This is a genomic window from Intrasporangium calvum DSM 43043, from assembly GCF_000184685.1.
Taxonomy (GTDB): domain Bacteria; phylum Actinomycetota; class Actinomycetes; order Actinomycetales; family Dermatophilaceae; genus Intrasporangium; species Intrasporangium calvum.
The window spans coordinates 2,899,230-2,923,096 of record NC_014830.1; the positions used below are offsets into that span (position 1 = coordinate 2,899,230).

The following is a 23,867-nucleotide window of genomic DNA, read 5'->3' on the forward strand; positions in this document are numbered from 1 at the left end:
AGACCGCCGGGCGGGTCGTTGGGGGTCCACGGGGGCTTGCCCCCGTGTGTCGGCATACGGCTCAGTGGGTTTCCGGCGTCGTGCCGTAGAGCTCGGCGAGCTCGGGGTCGGTCGCGGCGAGACGGTCGGCGAGCTCGAGGATGACGAGGCACTGCTTGAGGCTCGCGTCGTCCTCCATCTTGCCGTCGAGCATGACCGCGCCGGTGCCGTCCCCCATCGCCTCCTTGACGCGGCGGGCGTGGGCGACGTCCTCGGCCGAGGGGCTGAAGACCCTCTTGGCGATGTCGATCTGGACCGGGTGCAGCGACCACGCGCCGACGCAGCCGAGGAGGAAGGCGTTGCGGAACTGGTCCTCGCACGCGACGACGTCCTTGATGTCGCCGAAGGGGCCGTAGTAGGGGAAGATCCCGTGCATCGCGCAGGCGTCGACCATCCGGGCGATCGTGTAGTGCCAGAGGTCCTGCTGGTAGGTCGTGCGCTCCCCGTGGATGTCTCCACCGATCGGGTCCTGGCGCACCAGGTAGCCGGGGTGGCCGCCGCCGACCCGGGTCGTCTTCATCCGGCGGTCCGCGGCGAGGTCGGCCGGGCCGAGGGAGATGCCCTGCATCCGGGGACTCGCGCCGGCGATCTCCTCGACGCTGGCCATGCCACGGGCCGTCTCGAGGATCGCGTGCACGAGGATCGGCCGGGTGAGGCCCGCGCGCGCCTCCAGCTGGGCGAGGAGGCGGTCGACGTAGTGGATGTCCTCCGCGCCCTGCACCTTCGGGACCATGATGACGTCGAGCCGGTCGCCGATCTCTGACACGAGCGTCGTCAGGTCGTCGAGGACCCACGGGCTGTCGAGACTGTTGACGCGGGTCCAGAGCTGGGTGTGCTCACCGAAGTCGGTGGCCTTGGCGATGGCGACCAGGCCGAGACGGGCGGCCTCCTTGCGGTCGGCCTTGACGGCGTCCTCGAGGTTGCCGAGGAGGACGTCGACCGTGCCGACGAGGTCAGGGACCTTGGCCGCCATCTTCTCGTTGCTCGGGTCGAAGAAGTGGATCATCCGGCTGGGGCGAGCCGGCACCTCCGTGATCGGGGGCGGTGCCCCCACGGCGAGGGGCGTGAAGAAGTCCTTGGCGCTACGCATGCGCGCCAACGTAGCGTGCCGGTTCTCGCCCGCGTTATGACCGCTATCACTCGCGGGTGCCACCGAGCCGGGGAGCAGGTCACTAGGGTGGAGGCTGTGACGGAGCAGCCCCCACCCCTCAACCTGAGCGCACTGCTCAGCGAGGCCATGAACAAGTCCAGTCTGCTGTGGGTCGACGTCGCCGGCGACCGCACCTGGCCGGCCTGGCACGTCTGGGACGGCACGACGGCGTTCGTCGTCAGCGGTCCCGGCGAGCAGCCCCTGCCATGGCTGCCCAAGGAAGTCACGATCATCCTGCGGAGCAAGGACAGCGGCGGGCGCCTCCTCGCGACGCGTGCGCATGCGGCCGTCATCGCGCCCGGCACCCCTGAGTGGGACCACGCGGCGGAGCTGTTGCGCGCCTCCCGGCTCAACTCGGTCGACGACAGCCTCACCCGGTGGGCCAGGGAGTGCACCATCACGGCGCTCACGCCGTTCGGCTCCCCCCTCGAGTCGCCCGGCAGCTACAGCGCCCTCGACCTGCGTGCCGAGCCGGCCCGGACCACGGTGACGACGAGCGGGTGGCGGCCGTGGCACTGGAAGGGCCGCCGACCGCGGCGCGCCAACGACGCACCCCGGGCTGCCCGCAAGCGCTGAGACTCCCGGTGCCCGTCGCTCGTCGTGGCACCGACCGCCTCGGGTCGCGAACGCATAGCCTTGGCCCATGAGCGCCAGCACCCGTGTCTTCGTCGCACGACTGACCGGCCTGAGCGTCTTCGACCCGCTCGGCGACCAGGTCGGTCGCGTCCGCGACGTCGTCGTGGTCTTCTCCCACGCGAGGCCGGACCCGCGCGTCATCGGCCTCGTCGTCGAGGTTCCCGGGCGGCGCCGAGTCTTCCTGCCGATGACGCGGGTGACCTCGATCGACGCCGGTGCCGTCATCACGACGGGCCTGGTCAACATGCGTCGGTTCGAGCAGCGGACCAACGAGACGCTCGTCGCCGCTGAGCTCTTCGACCGGACGGTGACCGTCACGAGTCGCGAGGCCGAGGCGGCCGGGTTCGGGCAGGGGATCGTCGAGGACATCGCGATCGAGCAGTCGCCACGCCGGGACTGGTATGCCGTCAAGGTGTTCGTCCGACAGACCGAGGTCGGGTCCTCCGCGTCCCGCGCCATGTCGCGGCTCACGCGGCGACGCTCCGGCAAGACGATGCTCGTCGAGATCAGGGACGTGGTCGGCCTGCACGACGAGGCCCCCGCCCAGAGCGCCGAGCGACTCCTCGAGACCTATGACGACCTCAAGGTCGCCGACCTCGCCGAGGTCATCCACGACCTCAACCCGAAGCGCCGCGCCGAGGTGGCAGCCGCGCTCGACGACGACCGGCTCGCCGACATCCTCGAGGAGCTGCCCGAGGACGACCAGGTCGAGATCATCGCCGGTCTCGACAACGAGCGGGCCGCTGACGTCCTCGAGGCCATGGAGCCCGACGACGCGGCCGACCTCCTCGCCGACCTCCCGCCCGAGCAGGCCGAGCGGCTCCTCCAGCTGATGGAGCCGGACGAGGCCGCCCCGCTGCGGCGGCTGCTGTCCTACGACGAGAAGACCGCCGGCGGCATGATGACCACCGAGCCGGTGATCCTCGGCCCCGAGGCGACCATCGCCGAGGCGCTGGCGATGGTCCGCCGCGAGGAGCTCGCCCCCGCGCTCGCGACGATGGTCTACGTGTGCCGGCCCCCGCTCGAGGCGCCGACCGGCCGCTACCTCGGCCTCGTGCACATCCAGCGGCTGCTCCGGGAGCCGCCACACGCGTCGGTCGGGTCGATCATCGACAAGGAGATGGAGCCGCTCCCGGCGGGCGCCTCGCTCGAGCGGGTGACGCGCACCCTCGCGACGTACAACCTCGTGTCGCTGCCGGTCGTCGACGACAACGGGCGCCTCCTCGGCGCGGTGACGGTGGACGACGTGCTCGACCACATCCTCCCCGAGGACTGGCGTGAGGAGCGGCACGAGCTGGAGGTCCGACCGTGACCGAGCAGACGAGCCGCCGCCTGACCCGGGCCACCACCCCGAACGACCGCCTCGACCAGCCCCGCGAGAAGCGCGGCGGGTTCCTGCCACGCCTGCGCTCCGACTCAGACCGGTTCGGCCGGTTCGCCGAGACCTTCGCCCGGTTCATGGGAACGGCCCGGTTCCTCATGTGGATGACGATCTTCGTCATCGTCTGGGTCGCCATCAACGTCGTCGGTCTCTTCGGCCTGCGCTGGGACCCCTATCCCTTCATCCTGCTCAACCTCTTCTTCTCCACGCAGGCCTCGTACGCCGCGCCGCTCATCCTCCTCGCCCAGAACCGCCAGGCCGACCGGGACCGTGTCGGCCTCGAGCAGGACCGCTCCCGCGACGAGCGCAACCTGGCCGACACCGAGTTCCTCACCCGCGAGGTCGCCTCCCTGCGGCTCGCCCTGCGCGAGCAGGCGACCCGCGACTTCGTCCGGTCCGAGCTGCGGGACCTGCTCGGCGAGCTCGAGGAGCGGGCGCTGATCCGGCCCCTCGGCGACGGCGGCCCCGCCCCGAAGCACCCAGCCACCGACTGACCCCCTTCCCCCGCAACACACCCCCCCACCCTCTCCCGCAACACACCCCCCCACCCTCTCCCGCAACACACCCGCTTACCCTCCGCTGGTGCCGGCTGCAGCGAGGGCGACCACGCCGGGAGCGGGTGTGTTGTCGCGGGAGGTGGGGGCGGCCGGGGTGAGGGAGGCCACCCCCGCGGGAGGCCACCGCGGTCGGGGGAGCCAGCCCAGCGGCATACGATGGGTGACATGTCTGCCCCCGCCCTGCCCAGCCACGACGCCCTGCTCACGGCCCTGTCGAAGGTCAACGACCCCGAGATCCGCAAGCCGATCACCGAGCTCGGCATGGTCAAGTCCGTCGACGTCGATGAAGCCGGGCACGTCGAGCTGTCCATCTACCTGACCGTCTCCGGCTGCCCCATGAAGGACACGCTGCGCAACGACTCCACGGCGGCGCTCCAGGCGGTCCCCGGCGTGACGTCGGTCAACGTGACCCTCGACGTCATGAGCGACGAGCAGCGGACGGCCCTGCGCCAGCAGCTGCGCGGCGGGACGCCCGAGAAGGAGATCCCCTTCGCCCAGCCCAACTCGCTGACGCGGGTCTACGCGGTCGCCTCCGGCAAGGGCGGCGTCGGCAAGTCCTCGGTCACCGTCAACCTCGCCGCCGCCATGGCCCAGCAGGGCCTGCGGGTCGGCGTCGTCGACGCGGACGTCTACGGCTTCTCCGTGCCGCGCATGCTCGGTGTCGAGCAGCGGCCCACCCAGGTCGACGACATGATCCTCCCGCCGCTCTCGCACGACGTGAAGGTCATCTCGATCGGGATGTTCGTCCCCGGCAACCAGCCGGTCGTCTGGCGCGGCCCGATGCTGCACCGGGCGCTGCAGCAGTTCCTCGGCGACGTCTTCTGGGGCGACCTCGACGTGCTCCTGCTCGACCTCCCGCCCGGCACCGGCGACATCGCGATCTCCGTGGCCCAGCTCATCCCGACCGCCGAGATCCTCGTCGTCACGACCCCGCAGCAGGCCGCGGCCGAAGTGGCCGAGCGCGCCGGGTCGATCGCGCTGCAGACGCACCAGCGGATCGCCGGCGTCATCGAGAACATGTCGTGGCTCGAGCTGGCCGACGGCACCCGCCAGGAGATCTTCGGCTCCGGCGGTGGCCAGGCCGTGGCCGACTCGCTGAGCCGCAGCATCGGCGCTCCGGTGCCGCTGCTCGGTCAGATCCCGCTCGACGCGACGCTCCGCGAGGGCGGCGACACGGGCAACCCCGTGGTCCTCGGCGCCCCCGACTCGGCCGCTGGCGTGGCACTGCGCGGGATCGCGCGCGGCCTGGCGACGCGGGCCCGTGGCCTTGCTGGGCGCTCCCTCGGCCTGACGCCGGCCGGCCGCTGACGCGACACCTGCACCTGCACCTGCACCTGCACCTGCACGACGCAACACACCCGCTTACCGTCTGGTCCCCCCTGCTGCAGCCGGGGGGACCGCTCGGTAAGCGGGTGTGTTGCGTGGGGGTCAGGTGGCTTCGCTGTCCCAGGGGGTCGGCAGCGACGGGTCATGGGTCTTCGGCGTGCTCACGGGCTTGACCGGCGGAGGGTCCTCCTCCGGGGTGGCGCTCAGGGCATCACGGACGATCCGACGCGGGTCGTACTGACGCGGGTCGTAGGCCCGCCAGTCGACGTCGGAGAACTCGGGCCCCATCTCCTCCTTGAGCTGCTGCTTGGCCCGGTCGGCCATGCCGCGGGCCTGGCGCACGAACCGGCCCAGCTTCGCAGCGTACTCCGGCAGTCGCTCTGGGCCGAGCACGAGGATGGCCAGGACACCGAGCAGCAGGAACTCCCACCCGTTGATGTCGATCACAGTTGCTCATCCTTTGCGGCCTCGGCACCCGGCGTACCGCCGGCGCCATCATACGGACCCCGAGCCGGGATCACTTCTCCGGATCGGCCTCGAGGGTCATCCGCAGGTCGATCTGCTTGCCGTCGCGCTCGACCGTCAGGGTCACCGTCTCGCCCACGGCACGGGACCGGATCGAGACGATGAGCTGGTCCGGGGTGCGGATCGGCTTGCCCTCGAACCGAATGATGACGTCGCCCGGCTCGACTCCGGCCTTGTCCGCGGGGGCGTTGGGAGTGACCGCGTCGGACACGTCCTGGACGAGGGCCCCCTCGCCGGAGTATCTCCGGTCGAGAAGGACGCCGATGATCGGGTGGGTGGCCTTGCCGGTCGCGATGAGCTGGTCAGCGGTGCGGCGCGCCTGGTCACTCGGGATGGCGAAGCCGAGCCCGATGTTGCCGGACGAGGACGAGCCGGCACTGGGCACCCTCGCGATCGCGGAGTTGACCCCGATCACCTGGCCCGAGAGGTCGAGGAGGGGCCCGCCCGAGTTGCCCGGGTTGATCGCGGCGTCGGTCTGGATCGCGTTGATGAACGACAGGTCGTCGCCCGCCCCGGGGGCGACCGGACGGTCGAGGGCGCTGATGATGCCGGAGGTCACGGTCTGGTCGAGACCGAGGGGCGCGCCGACCGCGATGACGGCATCCCCGACGACGACCTTGTTAGAGGCGCCGAGCCGGAGCGGGGTGAGGTCGGTGCGCTTGATCCGCAGGACCGCGAGGTCGTAGCTGACGTCACGCCCGACGACCGTGGCCTTCTCGGTCTCGCCGTTGCTCAGGACCACCTCGATCGACCCGTTGCTCGCAACGGCAGCGACGACGTGGTTGTTCGTGAGGATGTGCCCCCGGTCGTCGATGACGAAGCCGGAACCGGTCCCTGACCCTTCCGGGCCCGCGTCGACCTTGATCGTCACCACGCTGGGAAGCACCCGGGCCACGATGTTCGCGACCGAGCCGGCCGGGCGGTCGGTCACCCCGGGCCCCGGCTCGGGCAGCGCCCGAATGCTCGAGACGACCCGGTCCTCGAGCACCTGGCCGGCCACTCCCCCGACGACGCCCGAGGCGAGGCAGAGGGCGACGACGCCAGTGACCAGCAGCCCGCGGCGGCGGCGCGGAGCGCCCGTCGGGGCAGGGTAGGCGGCGACGGGTGAACCCGTCGGTGGTGGCAGCAGGGGTACGGATGCCGCGGCGGACGAAGCTGCGCCGGACGAAGCTGAGCCGGACGGCGCTGAGCCGGACGACGCTGAGCCGGACGGGTCGCCGGGTGGCGGCATCGCGCCGCCAGGGTAGGCGTAGGGCACCCCGACGCGGTAGTCGGCGGGCGAACCCGTGTGGCCGTCGGCGCGGGGCCCGTCGGCAGGGCGCGGGGAGCCGAACCGGCTGAACCAGCCATGGTCCTCAGAGTCCGCGCCCGCGCGCGGGATCGGCTGCGTCGTCGCCCGCTCGATGGCCCCGGTCTGCTCGACCTCCTCGGGGCGGTCCAGGGGTGCGTCGCTGGGCCGCCGCTCGGTGGGGTCGTCGCTCATGGCCCCGATTGTGCCGAAGAGACGAGAGAGATACGAACTGGGGCGGTCCAGATGGTCGTCAGGGCGCTGCTGCGGCTCGTCGAGAGCACGGAGAACGCCGAACGACGGCCCCAGACCACGTTGGCGGAGCTGCCGCCCGCGCTGGTCGCGGGCCTCGATGCAGAAGGTGTCGCAGGGCTGGCCGCGGGCGCCGCCGCGGTCGAGGACGGCGAGGTCGAGGACGGCGAGGTCGAGGACGGCGAGGTCGAGGCGGGCGAGGTCGAGGACGGCGAGGTCGAGGCGGGCAGGGAGGGCAGCACCACCCCGTAGTTGACAACTCCGAAGCTGGCGACCCCAGCGGGGACCCGGACCCCCGGCGGACGAGCACCGCCGGGCAGGGGAGAGACCGCCAGGCCCCAGGCAGCGGCGACCGACGCGCCGGCCGCGAGCGAGGCGACGACTGCCGCCCGCATGGGTGAGCGGTGCAGGGGCGGCGCGCTGGGGCGGACCGTCGTCAGCGGGGCCGGCGGGCCGGTGGGCCGGGACATGGCCGACCCGAACGAGGAGGCGGAGCCGAACGGTGCGCGTGAGCCGAGCTTGGTCCCCCAGGGCGCGCCGCCAAACAGGTCGTCGACGGACCGGACACCGCGGACCGCGAGCGGGCTGAGCGGGCCGAGGGGAATGCGCGGCTCCGCGTGGGTCGGCGGCTCGGGAACCGGGGACGCTCCCAGGTTCATGAGCGAGCTGCGGAGCGAGCCCGGGACGACGCCGGTGTCGCTGCGCAGCGACGCGACGATCCGGCGCTCCTGGTCGGCCGCGGCGCGGCAGACCATGCAGGCGACGAGGTGCCGGTCATAGAGGTGCAGCACGGCGGGCGGCAGGGCCCGGTCGACGTAGGCCCGCACGTGCCCGCCCAGGTGGGGGGTCACCGCTCCCCCACGGGAGCCACGCGGACGTCGAGACCGCTCACGCTGGCCTCACCTGGCGCCTGCGGTGACTCGCCGGCCCGGCAGCCGCAGGCCGGGGCGAGCCGTGCGCGTCTCGGGCTTGCGGGTGGCCTCGGGTGCGCGGTGCGCCAGCGCCTCGCGGAGCTGGGCACGTCCGCGGTGGATCCGCGAGCGGACGGTACCGAGCTTGACCCCGAGGGTCGCGCTGATCTCCTCGTAGGACAGGCCCTCGATGTCGCAGAGCACGACGTCCGCCCGGAACTCCGGGGCGAGCGCGTCCAGCGCGCGCTGCACGTCGTCGTCGAAGCGGGCGTCGTGGTAGGTCTGCTCCGGACCCTTCTCCCCGCTGGGGAGCCGGCCGGCCGCGTCCTCGGGCAGGGCGTCGAACCGGATCCGCTGCTTGCGGCGCATCTTGTCGAGGAAGACGTTGGTCGTGATCCGGTGGAGCCAGCCTTCGAAGGTGCCGGGCTGGTACGAGTGGAGCGAGCGGAAGACCCGGACGAAGACGTCGTGCGTCAGGTCCTCGGCGTCGTGCGGGTTGCCGGTGAGGCGGTAGGCCAGTCGGTAGACACGCGCCGAGTGCTGCTCGACGACTTCCTCCCACGTCGGGGGCGTCCAGCCGGGCGCTGTCTCCGAGCGACCACGGGCAGCCGCGAGTGGCGGCTCGCCGGCGGAGCCGGGGGCCTGGGACAGGACAGTCTCGCTCACGCGATCAGACACCTTTCGGGGACTCTAGACCAGAACAACGCTGCGCCGGCCGCTTTCGTTCCCTCTCACCCTTCCCGATCCCGCCAGACTTTCACTGTCACCATCCTGTGGATCCCCTGTGCGACCGACCGCTCCCCAGCCGACGCCGGGCTGCAGCGGGTGTGGGGCACTAGGGTGACGAGCATGAGCACGCACAAAGTGGCTGCCTGGTCGCATGCCGAGGAGTTCATCACGCCGAGCGACCACGTCGAGGACGCTCAGCGCCGGGCCGAGGAGCTCGGCGTGGGTGCGGTCGGAAACGGCGTGGGCTCTTTCCTGAGCGCGCTGGCGGCGGCGATCGGGGCCAAGGCCGTGATGGAGGTGGGCACCGGGGCCGGTGTCTCCGGCCTGTGGCTCCTCGGCGGGATGCCGTCGGACGGGATCCTCACGACCATCGACCTCGAGGTCGAGCACCAGCATGCAGCCCGGGAGGCGTTCGCCGCGGCCGGCGTCGCGCACCAGCGCACCCGCGTCATCGCCGGGCGGGCTCTCGAGGTGCTCCCCCGGATGACGGACGGCGCGTACGACCTCGTCGTCGTGGACGCCGACAAGGAGGAGTACCCCCTCTACGTCGAGCAGGCCACTCGTCTGCTCCGGGCCGGCGGCACCTTGGCCCTGTCGTGGACCGACCAGGAGTCGGATCCCGCGATCCGCGACCCCGAGACGCGCGCGCTGCGCGATGTGGGGCGGGCGCTGCGCGATGACGCGCGGTTCATCGTGTCCCTGCTGCCGATCGGCGACGGGCTGCTCCTCGCCGTCAAGCGCTGAGCGATCTTGCGGAGCGGCCGCGCGAACGACGACGGCCCCCGACGTGATCCTCGGGAGCCGTGTGCGGGCGAGCGTGGTCAGTTGACCCCGTCACACCCCTGGATGGCGTCCCGCAGGGCGGCAGCCTCATCCGGGGTCATCTCGACGACGAGGCGGCCGCCGCCCTCAAGGGGCATGCGCAGCACGATGCCGCGACCCTCCTTGACGACCTCAAGCGGTCCGTCGCCGGTCCTCGGCTTCATTGCTGCCATGGTGCCCCTTCCACAGGAAATCGGGTGTTCTGTAGCCATTATTCCGTGTCCGCTCAACGTGACCTAATCCGGGATGTGAGGACGTTCACGTCACGGATCCAGCGCTTTCCCACACGGAAGGTTTGGGAGAGAGTGGGCGCCATGACTGACCCGAAGCCCGAAATGGCCGTTGCCGCAAGCGCCGCCTCACCCTCGACTGACCCGAGTGCCGCCACGGACGCCACCCGCACGTCTGACTCGGCCCCGATGTCGCCCTTGGAGGTCACGGTGAGCGACGGGGTCGCCTGGGTCCGGCTCAACCGCCCGGACGCGATGAACGCTCTCGACCGGGCCCTCAAGGTTGCCCTGCTCGACACGCTCCGCAGGGCCGCCGACGACCCGGAGGTCCGCTGTGTCGTCCTGACCGGGAACGGGCGCGCTTTCTGTGTCGGCCAGGACCTCAAGGAGCACGTCGCCGACCTGCGCTCCGGTGACACCACCTTGTCGACGACGGTGGTCGAGCACTACAACCCGATCGTCATGTTGCTCGCCACGATGAACAAGCCGGTGGTCGCAGCGATCAACGGCGTCGCCGCCGGGGCCGGCCTCAGCTTCGCCCTCGCCTGTGACGTGCGGATCATCGTCGACACCGCCGGGGTCAACACGGCCTTCGCCGGGATCGCGCTCTCGTGCGACTCGGGGGCGTCCTGGTCGCTCCCCCGGCTCGTCGGGCCGGCCCGAGCCAAGGACCTCCTCATATTCCCCCGCACCATCCCGGCGGACGAGGCGCTGTCGCTCGGCCTGGTGTCCAGGGTCGTCAGCGCTGAGGACTTCGACGGGGCGGTGAGAGAGGTGGCGACCAGGCTCGCTGCCGGCCCAACGCTGGCCTACGGCTCGATCCGCCGGGCCGTGGCGACGAGTGCGGGGACCGACCTCGAGTCAGCGCTGGCCCACGAGGGTGAGCTGATGGGGCTGACCGGGCAGAGCGCCGACCACCTGGCGGCCGTCGATGCCTTCCTTGCCAAGGAGAAGCCGACCTTTCAGGGTCGGTGACCAACCCCGGCCGTATGCCGCTGAGCTCCCCCGGGCCCAGCTGCCCTCCCAGCCCTCCCGCGCTTCCCTGTCGAGCGGGGCAGGAAGTGCACACTCGAGGTGGGGGGCGTCAGGGCGGGTAGTCCCCGGTCGGGGACGGGACGTAGCGCCAGAGGATGTCGGTCCAGTAGTACTGCCCGACGACGAAGAGGACGAGGAGCGGCACGGCTCGGACGAGCAGCAGCGGCCAGCTGCTGGCCCGGCGCTCCCGGGCCGGGTCGGTCCACCCGGCCCCGACCGCGACGACGAGCAGCGGGAAGAGCGGGATGAGGTAACGGAAGATGCTCGTGAAGGGGTCCAGGACGGCAGCCAGGTAGGCAGGGTACGCGACCGTCCAGGTGCGCAGCTCGGCGCCGAGCGCTCGGGCCCAGGGCCCAGCCACCATGGCGATGACCACGGTGGGCACCACGACGAGCCAGACGGGTCCCCACGTGTCCCCGAACGCGTACTTCGACATCCCGAGCCAGGGGACGAACGGCTCGACGACGCCCGAGCCGCGCCAGGCCCCCATCGTGTCGGTGTACGCACTGCGGTCGCCGGTGCCCCACCAGGCGATCGCGGGCCACAGGAGCCCCGCGACACCGCACCCGACCAGGGAAGCGAGCCCAGCGGCATACTCCCTCGTCGTGATCGGCCGGAGGCCGCGAGCCCGCCAGCGCAGCCAGAGCGCGACGAGCGTGACCACGCCGAGCGGCACCGCGATCGGGCGCGCGAGGCCGACGAGCACCGCCACTGCGGCAGCGACGAGCCAGCGTTCGCGGGCGAGGGCATAGAGGTAGCCGAGGAGGAGGAGCATCGCGAGCGCCTCGGTGTAGGCGAGCTGCAGCACCACGGACGCGGGGAACGACGCCCACAGCACGACGACGACCAGGGTCGCCCGTTCGCCGATGCGGTCACGCAGGAGGAAGGCCATCAGCACCGCGGCCCCGAAGCCGCAGAGCAGCGCGATCGTGGAGCCCGCGGCCGGGAAGCCGAGCCCGGTCACGGCCATGAGGGCGCGCGCGGCGAACGGGAACAACGGGTAGAACGCCCAGGGGTTCTGCTGAACCCCACCGTCGTCACCGCGCGGCACGTGGTCGGGATAGCCCTCCGTCGCGATGATCTGGTACCACTGCCCGTCCCAGAGCGCCGTGAACGGAAAGTACGTGACGGGGGCGGCCTCCCCACCGGTCATGCCGCTGGGAACCTGGCGCTGCATGACGACGAGCAGGATCGTCGTCGTGACGAGTCGGCAGGCCGCGTACAGCCCGAGCACGGCCAGCACGAACGCCCGGCGGGGACGCAGTCGGGCCGCGCTCCTCATGCCCGGGGAAACTCGGCGTTGACGTCCCCGGCCTCGTCCGCGGCTTGGTCTGCGGCTTGGTCTGCGGCTTGGTCTGGGGCCTCGTCCGCGGCCTCGTCCGTGGTCGCCGCTCCGGCGACCCCACCGAGGAACGCGATGTGCTCGTCCTTCTCGCGCAGCTCACGCCGGAGCCGCTCGAGGACCCCGTCGACCTGGCTCATCCGGTAGCCGCGGAAGGTGACGTCGAACCGCAGCTCGTCGAGGTCCTCGTCGTGCAGCGCGCCGTCGGGGAGCGGCTCATGGCTGAGCGAGGACGTCGGCCGGCCGAGGCCGCCGCCCAGGCCGCCGCCGAGGCCGCCGGCCCAGCCGAGGATGAGCGCCACGAAGAAGCACAGGACGACGATGCCGACGAGGAGGATGAACCACTTCACTCGGGCCGCTCCACTCCGGTCGCGCCAGCCGCTTCGGCCGCGGCGTCCGACATCTCGTGCGCCTGGACGGCCGCGACGGCCTCGCCCGGATCGTCGGTGAGCTGGAGCCGGTCGAGGTCGTCCTCGCCGATCATCCCGCCCGCGAGCGCCGTGTCACGCAGCCAGCCCATCAGGCCCTGCCAGTAGCCGGTCCCCATGAGGACGACGGGGAACTGGGTGACCTTGCGCGTCTGGGCGAGGGTGACGGCCTCGAAGAGCTCGTCGAGGGTCCCGAAGCCGCCGGGCAGGACGATGAAGCCGTGTGAGTACTTGAGGAACATCGTCTTGCGGGCGAAGAAGTAGCGGAAGTTGACGCCGAGGTCGACGTACTCGTTGAGGCCGGTCTCGAAGGGTAGCTCGATGCCGAGGCCGACCGACGTCCCCCCACCGAGGAGCGCGCCCTTGTTGGCGGCCTCCATGGCCCCGGGGCCGCCGCCGGTGATCACCGCATAGCCGGCCTCCGCGAGGAGCCGCCCGACCTCGACACCCATCGCGTAGGCCGGGTCCGCGGCGCGGGTCCGCGCCGACCCGAAGACGCTGACCGCCGGCCCGAGCTCGGCGAGGGCGCCGAACCCCTCGACGAACTCCGACTGGATCCGCATGACGCGCCACGGGTCGGCGTGCAGCCAGTCGGTGGGCTGGCCGCGGTCGAGCAGGCGCTGGTCGGTCGTCGTGGGCGGCACCTTCCCGCGGCGCATCATCAGCGGGCCGGAACGGCGCTCGGCGTCCGGCGCGCGCGACGCAGGCTTCTCGTCGGGCCTGACCTCGGGGTCGCGGGCGACGTCGGTCGTGTGGCCGGGTTGCTCGTCGGTGTCGTGAGCGCTCACGGGCACCACCCTAAGCCTCAGGCGAGCCAGCGCAGCAGCGCCCGTTCGGCCTCCTCGTACTGCTCGACGGGGCACCGCTCGTCGTCCATGTGGGCGAGGTTCGGGTCGCCGGGACCGAAGTTCACGGCCGGGATGCCGAGCGCCGAGAAGCGGGCCACGTCGGTCCACCCCTCCTTGGGGTTGACCGGCAGGCCGAGGGCCTCGACGAAGTCCCGCGCGGCCGGCAGGTGCAGGCCCGGGCGTGCGCCGTCGACCGCGTCGCCCAGCTCGCACTCGAACCCCTCGAAGACCTGCTGGACGTGGGCGTAGGCCGCCGCGACGCCCTTGTCGGGGGCGAACCGGTAGTTCACCGTCACGGTGCACCGGTCCGGGATGACGTTGCCGGCGATGCCCCCGCTGATCCCGACGGCCTGGAGCGCCTCGTTGAACAGGAGGCCGTCGACCTCGATCCGCTCGGCCTCGTAGGCGCCGAGACGGCCCAGCACCTGGGCGGCGTCGTGGATCGCGTTGTGGCCCTTCCACGGGCGGGCGGAGTGGGCGGCCACACCCTTCGTGGTGACGTCGACCCGGAGCGTCCCCTTGCAGCCGCCCTCGATGGCGCCGTCGGTCGGCTCGAGCAGGACGGCGAAGTCGGCGGCGAGCAGGTCGGGGCGGTTCGCGGCGACCCGGCCGAGCCCGTTGAACTTGCCCTCGATCTCCTCGCAGTCGTAGAAGACGAAGGTGAGGTCCCGCGACGGCTCGGGCACTCCCGCCGCGATCTTGAGCATGACCGCGACGCCGCCCTTCATGTCGACCGTGCCGCGGCCCCAGAGGACGCCCGCCTCGCGGCGGGTCGGCAGGTTCGGCTCCGCCGCGAGCGGGACCGTGTCGAGGTGGCCGGCGAGGACGACCCGCTCGGCGCGTCCCAGGTCGGTCCGGGCGATGACCGAGTTGCCGTCCCGGATGACCTCGAGGTGCCCGAGCGCCCGCAGCGCCGCCTCGACGGCATCGGCGAGCGGCGCCTCCTCCCAGCTGACCGACTGGATGTCACAGACGGCGGCGGTGAGCGTGGTGACGTCACTCGACACGTCGAGAAGGAGGCTGGTCCCGGGAACTGAGCTCGGCGGCATACGGGAAGGCTAGTCGTTTCGGCCGGACGGCCCGCCCGCGCCTCGGGCCACGTTTCACGCTCGGGACGGGCCCCCATACCCTTGAGCCCATGTCTGAACGCAGCGCATGGGGATACGGACTGGCCACGACCACCGACGGGGGCCAGGTCCTCGACACGTGGTTCCCGGCACCGGCCCTCGGGACCCGACCCGACGACGCCACCGCCCCCGAGGGCCTCGACGCCCTCGCCCGGACCGACGAGCTGCGGCGCGTCCGGACCGAGGTGGTCCTCGTGGAGATCGACCTCGACGCCGCACCCGCCGGCGCGTCCGACGCCTACCTGCGCCTCCACCTGCTCTCCCACTGCCTCGTCCGGCCCAACACGATCAACCTCGACGGGATCTTCGGGGCCCTGCCCAACGTCGTCTGGACCAACCTCGGCCCCTGCGCCGTCGACGACTTCGAGCAGACCCGGCTGCGCCTGCGCGCGCTCGGCCCGGTCCAGGTGTTCGGTGTCGACAAGTTCCCCCGGATGACCGACTACGTCGTGCCGACTGGCGTCCGGATCGCCGACGCCGACCGGGTCCGGCTCGGCGCCCACCTCTCCCCGGGCACGACCGTGATGCACGAGGGGTTCTGCAACTTCAACGCCGGCACCCTCGGCGCGTCGATGGTCGAGGGGCGAATCGTCCAGGGCGTCGTCGTGGGCGACGGCTCCGACATCGGGGCCGGCGCATCGATCATGGGCACCCTCTCCGGTGGCGGCACGGAACGCGTCAGCATCGGTGAGCGTTGTCTGGTCGGCGCCAACGGCGGCATCGGGATCGCCCTCGGGGACGACTGCGTCGTCGAGGCCGGGCTCTACGTCACCGCGGGCACCAAGGTGACGATGCCGGACGGCAGCGTCGTCAAGGCCCGAGAGCTCTCGGGCGCCAGCAACATCCTCTTCATCCGCAACAGCGAGACCGGCACCGTCGAGGCCCGGGCCCGGAAGGGAACGGGGATCACCCTCAACGCGGCCCTGCACGCGAACGACTGACCCGCCGACCCCCGGACAGGACCCATGGCCCCTGATCCTCTCGGACTCGTCACCGACGAGTCCGGCGTCAGCCCCGACCCACCCCGCCGCCGGCGCCGGGGGCGCGCCGCGCTGCTCGTCGTGCTGGCGATCGTCGCCGGAGGGGGCTGGGCCGCCTCCCGGTTCCTCTACGACAGTGTCCGCACGCCCCAGTGCACCATCACCGCGGCCGGGATGGCCGAGAGCCTCGACCCCGAGCAGACCGGCAACGCCGCCCTCATCGCCGCGCTGTCGATCAAGCGGGACCTGCCACCGCGCGCCGCGACGATCGCCCTGACGACGGCCTACCAGGAGTCGAAGATCCTCAACATCACCTACGGCGACCGTGACTCCGTGGGGCTGTTCCAGCAGCGGCCGAGCCAGGGCTGGGGCACCCGGAAGCAGATCCTCGACCCGGTGTACTCGACGAACAAGTTCTACGACGCCCTGCTCAAGGTCGAGGACTACGAGCACGCCGACATCACCGAGATCGCCCAGAAGGTGCAGCGCAGCGGCTACCCGGAGGCCTACCGCGACCACGAGGGCCAGGGCCGCGTCCTCGCCTCCGCCCTGACCGGCCACTCTCCCGCAGGCCTGTCCTGCCGCCTCGAGGAAGCCACCACCGGGGCCTCGCCGGCCACCGTGGCCAAGGCCCTCGCGGTCGAGATGGGAGTCAAGCAGGCGGAACCGTCCGGCCAGAGCCTCACGGTCACGGCGCCGGACCAGCGGACCGCGTGGGCGGTCGCCCACTGGTCGGTGGCGCGGGCCGCCCAGCTCGGGGTGACCGGCGTGGCCATCGGCGAGCGGCAGTGGGACCGGGACGCCGGCGACGAGGGCTGGTCCGAGGGCGCCGCGTCCCCCACGGTGAGCATCACGCTGCGCTGAGGGGCGGGGGCAGGCAGAGTGGGCGGATGGCCTCCTACTCCGTCAACCCGGCTGCGGTCGAGCACGTCCGGGACCTCATCTCGAAGCGCCGGTACGTCCTCGACTCCGACTGGGGCGAGTCGCAGCCCGACGCGGCCGCCCAGAACGCCTACCTCGAGAAGCACTCGTGGGACGAGTACGCGGCGTGGCACCTCGGCCTGACCGAGGGGGCCAACGACGAGACGAAGGCGCGACATGCGTTCCTCTGCGGCGACTTCCGCAGGGTGCACCGCTCGGGGCTGATCGCGTGCGTGTACCGCGCCGCTGAATGGCGGCACAAGTCGGTCGAGCGGGCGGCCTACGAGCTGCTGCAGCTGCTGGACGCCCGGGCCGGGATCACGGACGACTGAGAGCGGCGCCGCTTTTCGGGCCGGGGTCCGATCGGTGGTGGGCCGAGGCGCGGGACGAACTGCTCTTTCGATCGGGCCCCCACCACAACGCCAAAGGCGGTCAGCCCGGGTAGTGCCGCTCGGTCTCGCCGACGTAGACCTGGCGCGGGCGGCCGATCTTCGTCTCCTGGTCGGTCATCATCTCGCGCCATTGGGCGATCCAGCCCGGCAGGCGGCCGATGGCGAACAGGACGGTGAACATCTTGGGCGGGAAGCCCATGGCCTTGTAGATCAGGCCGGTGTAGAAGTCGACGTTCGGGTAGAGCCGGCGCTCCACGAAGTACTCGTCGGCGAGCGCGATCTCCTCGAGCTGCTTGGCGATGTCGAGGAGCGGGTCGTTCTTGCCCATCTTCTCGAGGATCTCGTCGGCGGCCTGCTTGATGATCGCGGCGCGCGGGTCGTAGTTCTTGTAGACCCGGTGGCCGAAGCCCATGAGCCGAATGCCGTCCTCCTTGTTCTTGACCCGGTCCATGAACGCCTTGGGGTCCTCACCAGACGCCTGGAGGTCGCCGAGCATCTCGAGGACGGCCTGGTTGGCGCCACCGTGGAGCGGGCCGGACAGGGCGTGGATGCCGGCGGAGACGGAGTTGAAGAGGTTGGCGTGGGCCGAGCCGACGAGGCGGACGGTCGAGGTGGAGCAGTTCTGCTCGTGGTCGGCGTGGAGGATGAAGAGCAGGTCGAGCGCCTTGGCGACGGTCGGGTCGATGACGTAGGGCTCGGCGGGGACGCCGAAGGTCATCCGCAGGAAGTTCTCGACGAAGTTGAGCGAGTTGTCCGGGTAGATGAAGGCCTGCCCGACCGACTTCTTGTACGCATACGCCGCGATCGTCGGCAGCTTCGCGAGGAGGCGGACCGTGCTGATCTCGACCTGCTCCTGGTCGAAGGGGTCGAGGCTGTCCTGGTAGAACGTGCCGAGGGCGGAGACCGCGGACGAGAGCACCGGCATGGGGTGGGCGTCGCGCGGGAAGCCGTTGAAGAAGGCCCGCAGGTCCTCGTGGAGCATCGTGTGGCGGCTGATCAGCTCCTCGAACCGGGCAAGCTCGTCGCTCGTGGGCAGATCACCGTAGATGAGCAGGTAGCAGACCTCGACGAAGCTGGACTTCTGGGCGAGCTCCTCGATGGGGTATCCGCGGTAGCGCAGGATGCCCTGGTCGCCGTCGATGTACGTCACGGCGCTCTTGCAGGAGGCGGTGTTGACGAAACCGACGTCGTAGGTGACCAGGCCGGTGTCCTTGAGGAGTGAGTTGACCCCCAGCCCGTTGCTGCCCTCGACCGCCTCGACTCCCGGAAAAGTGAGCTCCTTGTCGCCGACCTTGAGCGTCGCGTCCACTGCCTTCGTCACTGCTGATTCGCCTCCTCGAGAACCGACCGGCGGGCCGGGATGTCCGCAACGGACGTTACCCCAGTGGGGTGGTCAGCAGAAAAAGCGGTCCGCCGGCTGGCTGACGGGGTGGTTTTGGAGGATTCCGTATGCCGCTGGGCTCGCTTCCCGGGTCAGCCGGCCTCGCGCTGGAGCCGGGTGGCGGCCTCCCTGATCCGCTCGTCCGTCGCGGTGAGGGCGATCCGGACGTGCCGGGCGCCGGCCGGCCCGTAGAACGAGCCGGGCGCGACGAGGATCCCGCGGTCGGCAAGGGCGGAAACCGTTGTCCAGCAGTCTTCTTCGCGGGTGGCCCAGAGGTAGAGCCCGGCCTCGGAGTGGTCGATGCGCAGCCCGGCGGCCTGGACGGCCTCGAGGAGGATCTCGCGGCGCAGGCCGTAGGTGTCACGCTGCTCGGCGACGTGCTCGTCGTCGCGGAGGGCGACGGCCATGGCGTGCTGGATCGGCGCGGGCATCATCAGCCCCGCGTGCTTGCGGACCTCGCGGACCTGCGCGATGAGGTCGGGGTCGCCAGCGACGAAGGCGGCGCGGTAGCCGGCGAGGTTGGACTGTTTGGAGAGGGAGTAGACGGCGAGCAGCCCGGTGTGGTCGCCCCCGCAGACGTCGGGGTGCAGGATGCTCGGCGTGGCCCGGCCGAGCTGTCCGGGCCGCCAGTCGAGCTCGGCGTAGCACTCGTCGCTCGCGACGACGACGCCGTGCGCGCGGGCCCAGGCGACGACCTTGGCGAGGTGCTCGACTCCGAGGACCTGGCCGTTGGGGTTTCCGGGGCTGTTGAGCCAGAGCAGCTTCGGCGTCGTGGCGCGGGTCAGCGGCCCGAGGCTGGTCAGGGACTGGGCGACGACGGCCGTGGCGCCGGCGAGGCGGGCCCCGACGTCGTAGGTCGGGTAGGCGACCGCGGGGATGCCGACGAGGTCGCCGGGGCCGAGACCGAGGAAGGTCGGCAGCCAGGCGACGAGCTCCTTGCTGCCGACGGTCGGCAGCACCTGGTCCGGTGTCAGCCCGGGGACGCCGCGCCGGCGGGCGAACCAGTCACAGATCGCCTCGCGCACCTCGGGGGTGCCGATGGTCAGCGGGTAGCCGGGGGCGTCGGCCGCCTCGGCCAGGGCTCGCCGCACGAACTCGGGCGTCGGGTCGACGGGGGTGCCGACGGACAGGTCGACGAGACCGCCGGAATGCGCACTCGCCCGCGCCTTGTAGGGCGCGAGCGAGTCCCAGGGGAAGTCCGGAAGGGTGCGGTCGATCACTCGGCCGCGGCCTGCGGGGGCAGCGCCAGGATGAGCGGGTGGTCCTTCTGGATCTGGCCCATCTTGGCCGCGCCGCCGGGGCTGCCGAGGTCGTCGAAGAACTCGACGTTGGCGTTGTAGTAGTCAGCCCACTGCTCGGGGACGTCGTCCTCGTAGTAGATGGCCTCGACGGGGCAGACGGGCTCGCAGGCCCCGCAGTCGACGCACTCGTCGGGGTGGATGTAGAGCGTCCGGATGCCTTCGTAGATGCAGTCGACCGGACACTCCTCGATGCACGCCTTGTCCTTGACGTCGACACAAGGCTGGGCGATGACGTAGGTCATGAAATCCGGACCTCCTACAGGAGCGATGAGAGAGCGGTTCGTGCTCGCGCCTAGTATGCCGGACATGGCTGACGCGTCTAGGGACCACCCCTCCGATAGGACGCAACTAACAGACCCGTCCGCACGACTGACCGCCGGAAGCCGGGTCGTCGTGCGCCGGCGGCTGGCCGATCGCCAGGTCACGGACGTCGTCGGCCGGCTCGCCGAGCGCACCGACGACACGCTGTTCATCGACACGAGGTCGGGCCGGGTGGAGGTGCCGCGACGCGAGGTCGTCGCCGCCAAACCGATCCCGCCGCGCCCGACCCGCCCGGGCCCGGCGCACCTGCGGGTCTCGCTCGACGACCTGGCGCGGCTCGGGGCCGAGGGCTGGGTCGCCGTCGACGAGGAGCCGTTCGGGTCGTGGCTGCTGCGGTCCGCGCCCGGCTACACGGGTCGGGCGAACTCGGTCCTCGTCCTCGGCGAGCCGCCGCTGCCGCTCGACGCGGCGATCGAGCACTGTGAGCGGTGGTATGCCGACCGCGGCCAGCGCACGATGTTCCAGGTCAACGGCCCGTCGGGGTTCGTGGTCGCCGAGGACCCGACGTCCGCGCTGCTCCTCGAGCGGGGCTACACGGCCGGCGGCGGGCGGCACGACTGGGACCGGGTGCTCGTCATGACCGGGCCCGCCTCCGGCCTCCCGGCCCCGCCTGCGCCGGCACCCGGGGCCCCGACCGTCGAGGTCGGGGAGACGCTGACCGACGAGTGGCTGGCCGCCTACAGCGAGGGCCGCACGCCGGTTCCGGGGGTCACCGAGGCCGTCCTGACCGGCAGCGCGCGGCAGCTGTTCCTCTCCGTCCGGGACCCGGCGAGCGCACGCGTCGTCGCGGTCGTCCGGCTCGCGCTGCACACCGGCTGGCTGGGCGTCTTCGGCCTGTGGGTCCACCCCGAGCACCGCCGCCGCGGGCTGGCCCGGACGGCGATGTCGCAGGTCGGTCGGATCGCCCGGCAGGACGCCATGCCGGCCGTCTACCTGCAGGTGTCGGGCGACAACGACCCGGCGATCACCTTCTACGAGGGGCTCGGCTTCACCGTCCACCACGAGTACACCTACCTCGTCCAGCCCCTCCCCTGACCACCGTCGAGTGTGCAGTTCGTGCCGGCACGAACTGCCGCTCGACGGGGGACTGATGACGCACCCAGGGCCACTCGAGGCGGGCCGCCACGCACGAGCGCCACGGGAAGGTGCGTCATCCGTCCCCGGTTCCGACGGCACGAAGTGCACGCTCGACGAGAGCTTCGGCAGGGCTGGGACCGCGCCCGCGAGCGGGAGCGAGCCCAGCGGCATACGGCCGGGGGTGGGGCTCAGGGCTTGGCGTTGGGGTCGGTGCAGATGATCTCGTGCTCGGGGATGTAGTGGGTGTTGACCTTCTCGCTCTTGACCAGCGTCGAGGAGCCCGGTCGGTACCACTGCCGCGTCACCGTCACGTCGAAGCCCGGCTGCGGCTGCTGCGGGTAGCAGGTCGGCGAGTCGTCCTTGATCGTCTCGGGCTGCTTGACGTTGCGCCGCTCGCTCTTGATGGACTTGATGTCCCACACCTTGGTCGACCACACGCGCCCGTGGACGTAGCCGCCCTCGACCCAGGTCTGGAGGAGCATCCCGTAGGGCGTGTCGTTCTTCCACTTGTTGTCGACGCTCGGCCAGAAGACGGTGGCCTCCCGCCCCTCGGGGTAGCGCGGGATGAAGAACGCGTGCGGCGTGAACTCGAGGGTCTGCGCGCCGGCGAAGTAGGCCATGTTGTAGATGACGGTCGACACCTGCGAGATGCCACCACCGGTGCCGCGGGTGAGGCGGCCGTTGATGATGACGGTGCCGTCCTGGTAGCCCTTGGCCGTGGTGCGCTCGCCGAGGATGCCGTTGAGGCTGAAGGTCTCCCCCGGGGCGAGGTAGGTCCCGTTGATGGCCCGGCTGGCGACGATGAGGTTCTGGGTGCGGGTCGTGTCCTCGGGCGGGAACGGTGACTGGAAGTCGACGACGAGCTCCTTCACCCCGGCCTTCCTCGCGTGGTAGGTCGTGAACTTCGGCTTCGTCGTGACGACCTTGAGCTCGACGCGGCGGTCGGCGGAGGTCATCGCGGCGATGACGCCGTCGGCGATGGTCGACTCGTCGACGGCGGTCCCGTCGACGGAGGGGACGATCTTGGGCCGGCCGCCCTCGAAGGTCCACCGGGCGTCCTTGGCGGCCTTCGTCTCGACCTGGACCTTGTCGGCGACGACGGCGGTCAGCTTCGCCTTGTCGAACTTCGGCACGAGGGCGCCCGCGCCGTCCGGCACCATCGTCACGGCGGGCGCGTAGTCCGCCGGATCGATCGTGCCCTTGCTCTTGCCGGCGACGACGGTGATGGGCCCGGACATGGCCTTCTCGCCGAAGTCCTTGGCCGCGGCGGCGACGGCCTGGCCGGTCACCTCGGGCTCGACCGGGCTGACCGTGGCGGTCGCGGTCGTCGAGTGGGGGAAGGCCTTGCGCAGCGCGAGCTTGGTGCCGGCGATGTCGAGGGTGCGGCCCGGGACGGGGGCGGTGACGTCGACCTTGCCGTCGGGGAAGGTGACCGCCCCCTCGGTCGGCTTGGTCTCGACGGACGGGGCGAGCTTGGTGAGGCGCTCGGTGAGGACGTCGTCGTCGACGTGGGTGAGCAGCGGGGCCTGGACAGAGCCGACGAGACGGTTCCAAACGGTGATCGGGTTGAGGGTGAAGCCGGTGAGCCCCTCGAGGGTCCGCGCCGCGTCGACGGAGAAGCCGACGTCGGCCGGCACGATGTCGACGGGGTCGTCGATGCCGGGGACGCTGAGCGCGATGGGCGTGGCGAGGAGCGGTGCCGACTTCGTCTCGACGGCGGCCTCGGCCTCGTCCTCGGTGAGGCCGCCGATCGGGATGCCGCCGACGGAGACGGTGGCCGGCAGGTGCTGGGCCGACCACGCGGCGAGGCCGAGGTAGCCACCGATGAGCACGACGGCGGCGATGAGCAGCCGAAGGATGGTGGCGCGGCGGTCGTTCAGGGCCATGGGGTCTCCGTGCGGGGCGGGGTCGTCAGCGCACGATAGCCCAGCGGTCCGGCGGACCGGTGCCTTCCCTGGGTGCGCGGCCTGTTTCCCAGGCAGCCATATGGTTGCATGATCAACCGCTTTGCCGAGAATCCGTCAGTCGGGCCAGGGCTCCCAGGTCCGCGGGTCCACCCGCCCGAAGCCCTCCCGGTCGGTCGTGCGCCGCGCGATGCGGTTGGACAGGGCGTGGAGGTCGTCGGTGGCGACGATGACCTGGGTCTCGTGGGCCCGCAGCGCGGCGAGCTTGGCGGCGCGCGTGGCGGGGTCCTCGACGACGTGGGTGACCCGCTCGTCGTCGACGACCGAGGGCGGGTGGGGGTCGTCCGCGCCGGGCACGACGAGGCCGTATGCCGCTGGGCTCGCTCCCCGGGTCCAGGCGCGGTCCTCGTCGGCCCAGGTCCGTGGGGTGAGGATCTCGTAGGTGTGCGTGGGCAGCTCGGTGTCGGCGAGCTGGTCGAGCGCGGCCCGGGTGAGGCGGTGGGCCTGGATGTGGTCGGGGTGGCTGTAGCCGCCCTGCGGGTCGTAGGTGATGACGACGTCGGGGCGCACCTCGCGGAGCAGGGCCGCGAGCGCGGCGCCTGCCTCGGCCAGGTCGGCGTTGACGAAGGCGTCCGGCCGTGCGGCGGCGGCCGAGCCGACCATGCCGGAGTCGCGGTAGCGGCGGCTCCCGAGCCCGTCGTGCCCGAGCAGGTGGCCGGTGGCGCCGAGCGCGTCGAGGGCCGCGGCGAGCTCCCCGCGGCGGTGGGCGGCGAGCAGGTCGTCGGGGTGTCCCTCGAGCTCCTCGAGGTCCGGGGGGATGACCTCACCCTCCTCGCCGAGCGTGCACGTGACGACGTGGACCTCGTCGCCCCGGGCCACGTGATGGGCGATCGTCGTCCCGCAGGTCAGGGTCTCGTCGTCGGGGTGGGCGTGGACGAGGACGAGTCGCTGGGCCATCTGCTCC

General features: G+C 71.7%; 26 protein-coding genes. 12 read left to right on the forward strand and 14 right to left on the reverse strand.

Going from position 1 to position 23,867, the window contains the following annotated elements:
• Positions 1 to 61: 61 nt before the first annotated feature.
• Positions 62 to 1,129 carry an HpcH/HpaI aldolase/citrate lyase family protein gene (locus tag INTCA_RS13100; protein WP_013493406.1) on the reverse strand — a complete coding sequence of 356 codons (1,068 nt, stop codon included), beginning with the start codon at positions 1,127 to 1,129 and terminating at the stop codon, positions 62 to 64.
• A gap of 96 nt (positions 1,130 to 1,225) precedes the next feature.
• Here INTCA_RS13100 and INTCA_RS13105 point away from each other — a divergent pair, with 96 nt between their 5' ends.
• The 4 genes from INTCA_RS13105 (at position 1,226) to INTCA_RS13120 (ending at position 5,071) form a co-directional block, all read left to right on the forward strand.
• The gene (locus INTCA_RS13105; RefSeq protein ID WP_244859829.1) at positions 1,226 to 1,765 is read left to right on the forward strand and encodes a hypothetical protein; all 540 of its coding nucleotides are present in this window, start codon (positions 1,226 to 1,228) and stop codon (positions 1,763 to 1,765) included.
• Positions 1,766 to 1,832: 67 nt separating this feature from the next.
• Positions 1,833 to 3,137 (forward strand): magnesium transporter MgtE N-terminal domain-containing protein, encoded by a 1,305-nt coding sequence (locus tag INTCA_RS13110; protein ID WP_013493408.1) that lies wholly within the window; start codon positions 1,833 to 1,835, stop codon positions 3,135 to 3,137.
• The gene (locus INTCA_RS13115) at positions 3,134 to 3,700 is read left to right on the forward strand and encodes a DUF1003 domain-containing protein (RefSeq protein WP_013493409.1); all 567 of its coding nucleotides are present in this window, start codon (positions 3,134 to 3,136) and stop codon (positions 3,698 to 3,700) included. Before INTCA_RS13110 ends, INTCA_RS13115 begins: the two co-directional genes overlap by 4 nt.
• A gap of 228 nt (positions 3,701 to 3,928) precedes the next feature.
• Positions 3,929 to 5,071 (forward strand): Mrp/NBP35 family ATP-binding protein, encoded by a 1,143-nt coding sequence (locus INTCA_RS13120; protein WP_041307713.1) that lies wholly within the window; start codon positions 3,929 to 3,931, stop codon positions 5,069 to 5,071.
• 120 nt (positions 5,072 to 5,191) lie between these two features.
• Here the strand turns inward: INTCA_RS13120 and INTCA_RS13125 are convergent, their stop codons facing one another.
• Both INTCA_RS13125 and INTCA_RS13130 read right to left on the reverse strand, forming a co-directional pair.
• Positions 5,192 to 5,536, reverse strand: coding sequence for a twin-arginine translocase TatA/TatE family subunit (locus tag INTCA_RS13125; RefSeq protein ID WP_013493411.1), 345 nt, complete (start codon positions 5,534 to 5,536; stop codon positions 5,192 to 5,194).
• Positions 5,537 to 5,606: 70 nt separating this feature from the next.
• Positions 5,607 to 7,097, reverse strand: coding sequence for a S1C family serine protease (locus tag INTCA_RS13130; RefSeq protein ID WP_013493412.1), 1,491 nt, complete (start codon positions 7,095 to 7,097; stop codon positions 5,607 to 5,609).
• A 51-nt stretch (positions 7,098 to 7,148) separates the two neighbouring features.
• Here INTCA_RS13130 and INTCA_RS19885 point away from each other — a divergent pair, with 51 nt between their 5' ends.
• Positions 7,149 to 7,406, forward strand: a complete 258-nt coding sequence (locus INTCA_RS19885; RefSeq protein ID WP_041307716.1) for a hypothetical protein — start codon at positions 7,149 to 7,151, stop codon at positions 7,404 to 7,406.
• Between the two features lie 405 nt (positions 7,407 to 7,811).
• Positions 7,812 to 7,934 (forward strand): hypothetical protein, encoded by a 123-nt coding sequence (locus tag INTCA_RS20485; protein ID WP_267896149.1) that lies wholly within the window; start codon positions 7,812 to 7,814, stop codon positions 7,932 to 7,934.
• 119 nt (positions 7,935 to 8,053) lie between these two features.
• Here INTCA_RS20485 and sigE read toward each other — a convergent pair whose 3' ends face one another.
• Positions 8,054 to 8,731, reverse strand: coding sequence for an RNA polymerase sigma factor SigE (gene sigE, locus INTCA_RS13145; protein WP_148236589.1), 678 nt, complete (start codon positions 8,729 to 8,731; stop codon positions 8,054 to 8,056).
• Between the two features lie 183 nt (positions 8,732 to 8,914).
• Between sigE and INTCA_RS13150 the strand changes: the two genes are divergently transcribed.
• Positions 8,915 to 9,538: an O-methyltransferase gene (locus INTCA_RS13150; protein ID WP_013493415.1), complete on the forward strand. Its 624-nt coding sequence runs from the start codon at positions 8,915 to 8,917 to the stop codon at positions 9,536 to 9,538.
• Positions 9,539 to 9,615: 77 nt separating this feature from the next.
• Here INTCA_RS13150 and INTCA_RS19190 read toward each other — a convergent pair whose 3' ends face one another.
• Positions 9,616 to 9,789, reverse strand: coding sequence for a DUF3117 domain-containing protein (locus INTCA_RS19190; RefSeq protein WP_013493416.1), 174 nt, complete (start codon positions 9,787 to 9,789; stop codon positions 9,616 to 9,618).
• Between the two features lie 141 nt (positions 9,790 to 9,930).
• Here INTCA_RS19190 and INTCA_RS13155 point away from each other — a divergent pair, with 141 nt between their 5' ends.
• Positions 9,931 to 10,821 carry an enoyl-CoA hydratase/isomerase family protein gene (locus INTCA_RS13155; RefSeq protein ID WP_425311123.1) on the forward strand — a complete coding sequence of 297 codons (891 nt, stop codon included), beginning with the start codon at positions 9,931 to 9,933 and terminating at the stop codon, positions 10,819 to 10,821.
• 109 nt (positions 10,822 to 10,930) lie between these two features.
• Here INTCA_RS13155 and INTCA_RS13160 read toward each other — a convergent pair whose 3' ends face one another.
• Genes INTCA_RS13160 through dapE form a run of 4 tightly spaced genes read right to left on the reverse strand, consistent with a single transcriptional unit; the run spans position 10,931 to position 14,548 of the window.
• Complete coding sequence (locus INTCA_RS13160) at positions 10,931 to 12,163, reverse strand: hypothetical protein (protein WP_013493418.1); 1,233 nt, start codon at positions 12,161 to 12,163, stop codon at positions 10,931 to 10,933.
• Positions 12,160 to 12,573, reverse strand: coding sequence for a DivIVA domain-containing protein (locus INTCA_RS13165; RefSeq protein WP_013493419.1), 414 nt, complete (start codon positions 12,571 to 12,573; stop codon positions 12,160 to 12,162). The genes INTCA_RS13160 and INTCA_RS13165 overlap by 4 nt, the downstream gene beginning before the upstream one ends.
• Positions 12,570 to 13,448, reverse strand: coding sequence for an LOG family protein (locus tag INTCA_RS13170; protein ID WP_013493420.1), 879 nt, complete (start codon positions 13,446 to 13,448; stop codon positions 12,570 to 12,572). The genes INTCA_RS13165 and INTCA_RS13170 overlap by 4 nt, the downstream gene beginning before the upstream one ends.
• Before the next feature lie 8 nt (positions 13,449 to 13,456).
• Positions 13,457 to 14,548, reverse strand: coding sequence for a succinyl-diaminopimelate desuccinylase (gene dapE / locus INTCA_RS13175; protein ID WP_013493421.1), 1,092 nt, complete (start codon positions 14,546 to 14,548; stop codon positions 13,457 to 13,459).
• 89 nt (positions 14,549 to 14,637) lie between these two features.
• On the opposite strand from dapE, the gene dapD reads away from it, so the two are divergent.
• From dapD to INTCA_RS13190, 3 genes are read left to right on the forward strand one after another with little or no spacing between them, the layout of a single operon-like run.
• Positions 14,638 to 15,567 carry a 2,3,4,5-tetrahydropyridine-2,6-dicarboxylate N-succinyltransferase gene (dapD, locus tag INTCA_RS13180; protein WP_013493422.1) on the forward strand — a complete coding sequence of 310 codons (930 nt, stop codon included), beginning with the start codon at positions 14,638 to 14,640 and terminating at the stop codon, positions 15,565 to 15,567.
• Between the two features lie 24 nt (positions 15,568 to 15,591).
• Entirely contained in the window at positions 15,592 to 16,470 is an 879-nt protein-coding gene (locus tag INTCA_RS13185; RefSeq protein ID WP_013493423.1) for a hypothetical protein, read from the forward strand.
• A gap of 26 nt (positions 16,471 to 16,496) precedes the next feature.
• A complete protein-coding gene (locus INTCA_RS13190; protein ID WP_013493424.1) occupies positions 16,497 to 16,859 on the forward strand; it encodes a hypothetical protein in 363 nt (120 codons plus the stop codon).
• A gap of 100 nt (positions 16,860 to 16,959) precedes the next feature.
• On the opposite strand, the gene INTCA_RS13195 is transcribed toward INTCA_RS13190, so the two are convergent.
• The 3 genes from INTCA_RS13195 to fdxA all read right to left on the reverse strand — a co-directional run bounded on the left by INTCA_RS13195 (position 16,960) and on the right by fdxA (position 19,843).
• Positions 16,960 to 18,240 carry a citrate synthase gene (locus INTCA_RS13195; RefSeq protein ID WP_013493425.1) on the reverse strand — a complete coding sequence of 427 codons (1,281 nt, stop codon included), beginning with the start codon at positions 18,238 to 18,240 and terminating at the stop codon, positions 16,960 to 16,962.
• 152 nt (positions 18,241 to 18,392) lie between these two features.
• Positions 18,393 to 19,520, reverse strand: coding sequence for a succinyldiaminopimelate transaminase (gene dapC / locus INTCA_RS13200; RefSeq protein ID WP_013493426.1), 1,128 nt, complete (start codon positions 19,518 to 19,520; stop codon positions 18,393 to 18,395).
• Complete coding sequence (fdxA, locus tag INTCA_RS13205) at positions 19,517 to 19,843, reverse strand: ferredoxin (RefSeq protein WP_013493427.1); 327 nt, start codon at positions 19,841 to 19,843, stop codon at positions 19,517 to 19,519. The genes dapC and fdxA overlap by 4 nt, the downstream gene beginning before the upstream one ends.
• Before the next feature lie 151 nt (positions 19,844 to 19,994).
• Between fdxA and INTCA_RS13210 the strand changes: the two genes are divergently transcribed.
• A complete protein-coding gene (locus INTCA_RS13210) occupies positions 19,995 to 20,957 on the forward strand; it encodes a GNAT family N-acetyltransferase (RefSeq protein ID WP_148236591.1) in 963 nt (320 codons plus the stop codon).
• A 230-nt stretch (positions 20,958 to 21,187) separates the two neighbouring features.
• On the opposite strand, the gene INTCA_RS13215 is transcribed toward INTCA_RS13210, so the two are convergent.
• The gene (locus INTCA_RS13215; RefSeq protein ID WP_013493429.1) at positions 21,188 to 22,885 is read right to left on the reverse strand and encodes a VanW family protein; all 1,698 of its coding nucleotides are present in this window, start codon (positions 22,883 to 22,885) and stop codon (positions 21,188 to 21,190) included.
• 135 nt (positions 22,886 to 23,020) lie between these two features.
• Positions 23,021 to 23,860: an N-acetyl-1-D-myo-inositol-2-amino-2-deoxy-alpha-D-glucopyranoside deacetylase gene (gene mshB, locus INTCA_RS13220; protein ID WP_013493430.1), complete on the reverse strand. Its 840-nt coding sequence runs from the start codon at positions 23,858 to 23,860 to the stop codon at positions 23,021 to 23,023.
• Positions 23,861 to 23,867 lie beyond the last annotated feature (7 nt).

Bases quoted from the DNA above. Each gene is read 5' to 3' on its own strand.
- INTCA_RS13100 (WP_013493406.1), bottom strand. From the start codon at position 1,129: ATGCGTAGCGCCAAGGACTTCTTCACGCCCCTCGCCGTGGGGGCACCG.
- dapD (WP_013493422.1), top strand. From the start codon at position 14,638: ATGTCTGAACGCAGCGCATGGGGATACGGACTGGCCACGACCACCGAC.
- INTCA_RS19190 (WP_013493416.1), bottom strand. From the start codon at position 9,789: ATGGCAGCAATGAAGCCGAGGACCGGCGACGGACCGCTTGAGGTCGTC.
- INTCA_RS13160 (WP_013493418.1), bottom strand. From the start codon at position 12,163: ATGAGGAGCGCGGCCCGACTGCGTCCCCGCCGGGCGTTCGTGCTGGCC.
- INTCA_RS13155 (WP_425311123.1), top strand. From the start codon at position 9,931: ATGACTGACCCGAAGCCCGAAATGGCCGTTGCCGCAAGCGCCGCCTCA.
- INTCA_RS13150 (WP_013493415.1), top strand. From the start codon at position 8,915: ATGAGCACGCACAAAGTGGCTGCCTGGTCGCATGCCGAGGAGTTCATC.
- INTCA_RS13120 (WP_041307713.1), top strand. From the start codon at position 3,929: ATGTCTGCCCCCGCCCTGCCCAGCCACGACGCCCTGCTCACGGCCCTG.
- fdxA (WP_013493427.1), bottom strand. From the start codon at position 19,843: ATGACCTACGTCATCGCCCAGCCTTGTGTCGACGTCAAGGACAAGGCG.
- INTCA_RS13190 (WP_013493424.1), top strand. From the start codon at position 16,497: ATGGCCTCCTACTCCGTCAACCCGGCTGCGGTCGAGCACGTCCGGGAC.
- INTCA_RS20485 (WP_267896149.1), top strand. From the start codon at position 7,812: ATGAGCGAGCTGCGGAGCGAGCCCGGGACGACGCCGGTGTCGCTGCGC.
- INTCA_RS13110 (WP_013493408.1), top strand. From the start codon at position 1,833: ATGAGCGCCAGCACCCGTGTCTTCGTCGCACGACTGACCGGCCTGAGC.
- INTCA_RS13130 (WP_013493412.1), bottom strand. From the start codon at position 7,097: ATGAGCGACGACCCCACCGAGCGGCGGCCCAGCGACGCACCCCTGGAC.
- INTCA_RS19885 (WP_041307716.1), top strand. From the start codon at position 7,149: ATGGTCGTCAGGGCGCTGCTGCGGCTCGTCGAGAGCACGGAGAACGCC.
- dapE (WP_013493421.1), bottom strand. From the start codon at position 14,548: ATGCCGCCGAGCTCAGTTCCCGGGACCAGCCTCCTTCTCGACGTGTCG.
- INTCA_RS13185 (WP_013493423.1), top strand. From the start codon at position 15,592: ATGGCCCCTGATCCTCTCGGACTCGTCACCGACGAGTCCGGCGTCAGC.
- mshB (WP_013493430.1), bottom strand. From the start codon at position 23,860: ATGGCCCAGCGACTCGTCCTCGTCCACGCCCACCCCGACGACGAGACC.
- INTCA_RS13215 (WP_013493429.1), bottom strand. From the start codon at position 22,885: ATGGCCCTGAACGACCGCCGCGCCACCATCCTTCGGCTGCTCATCGCC.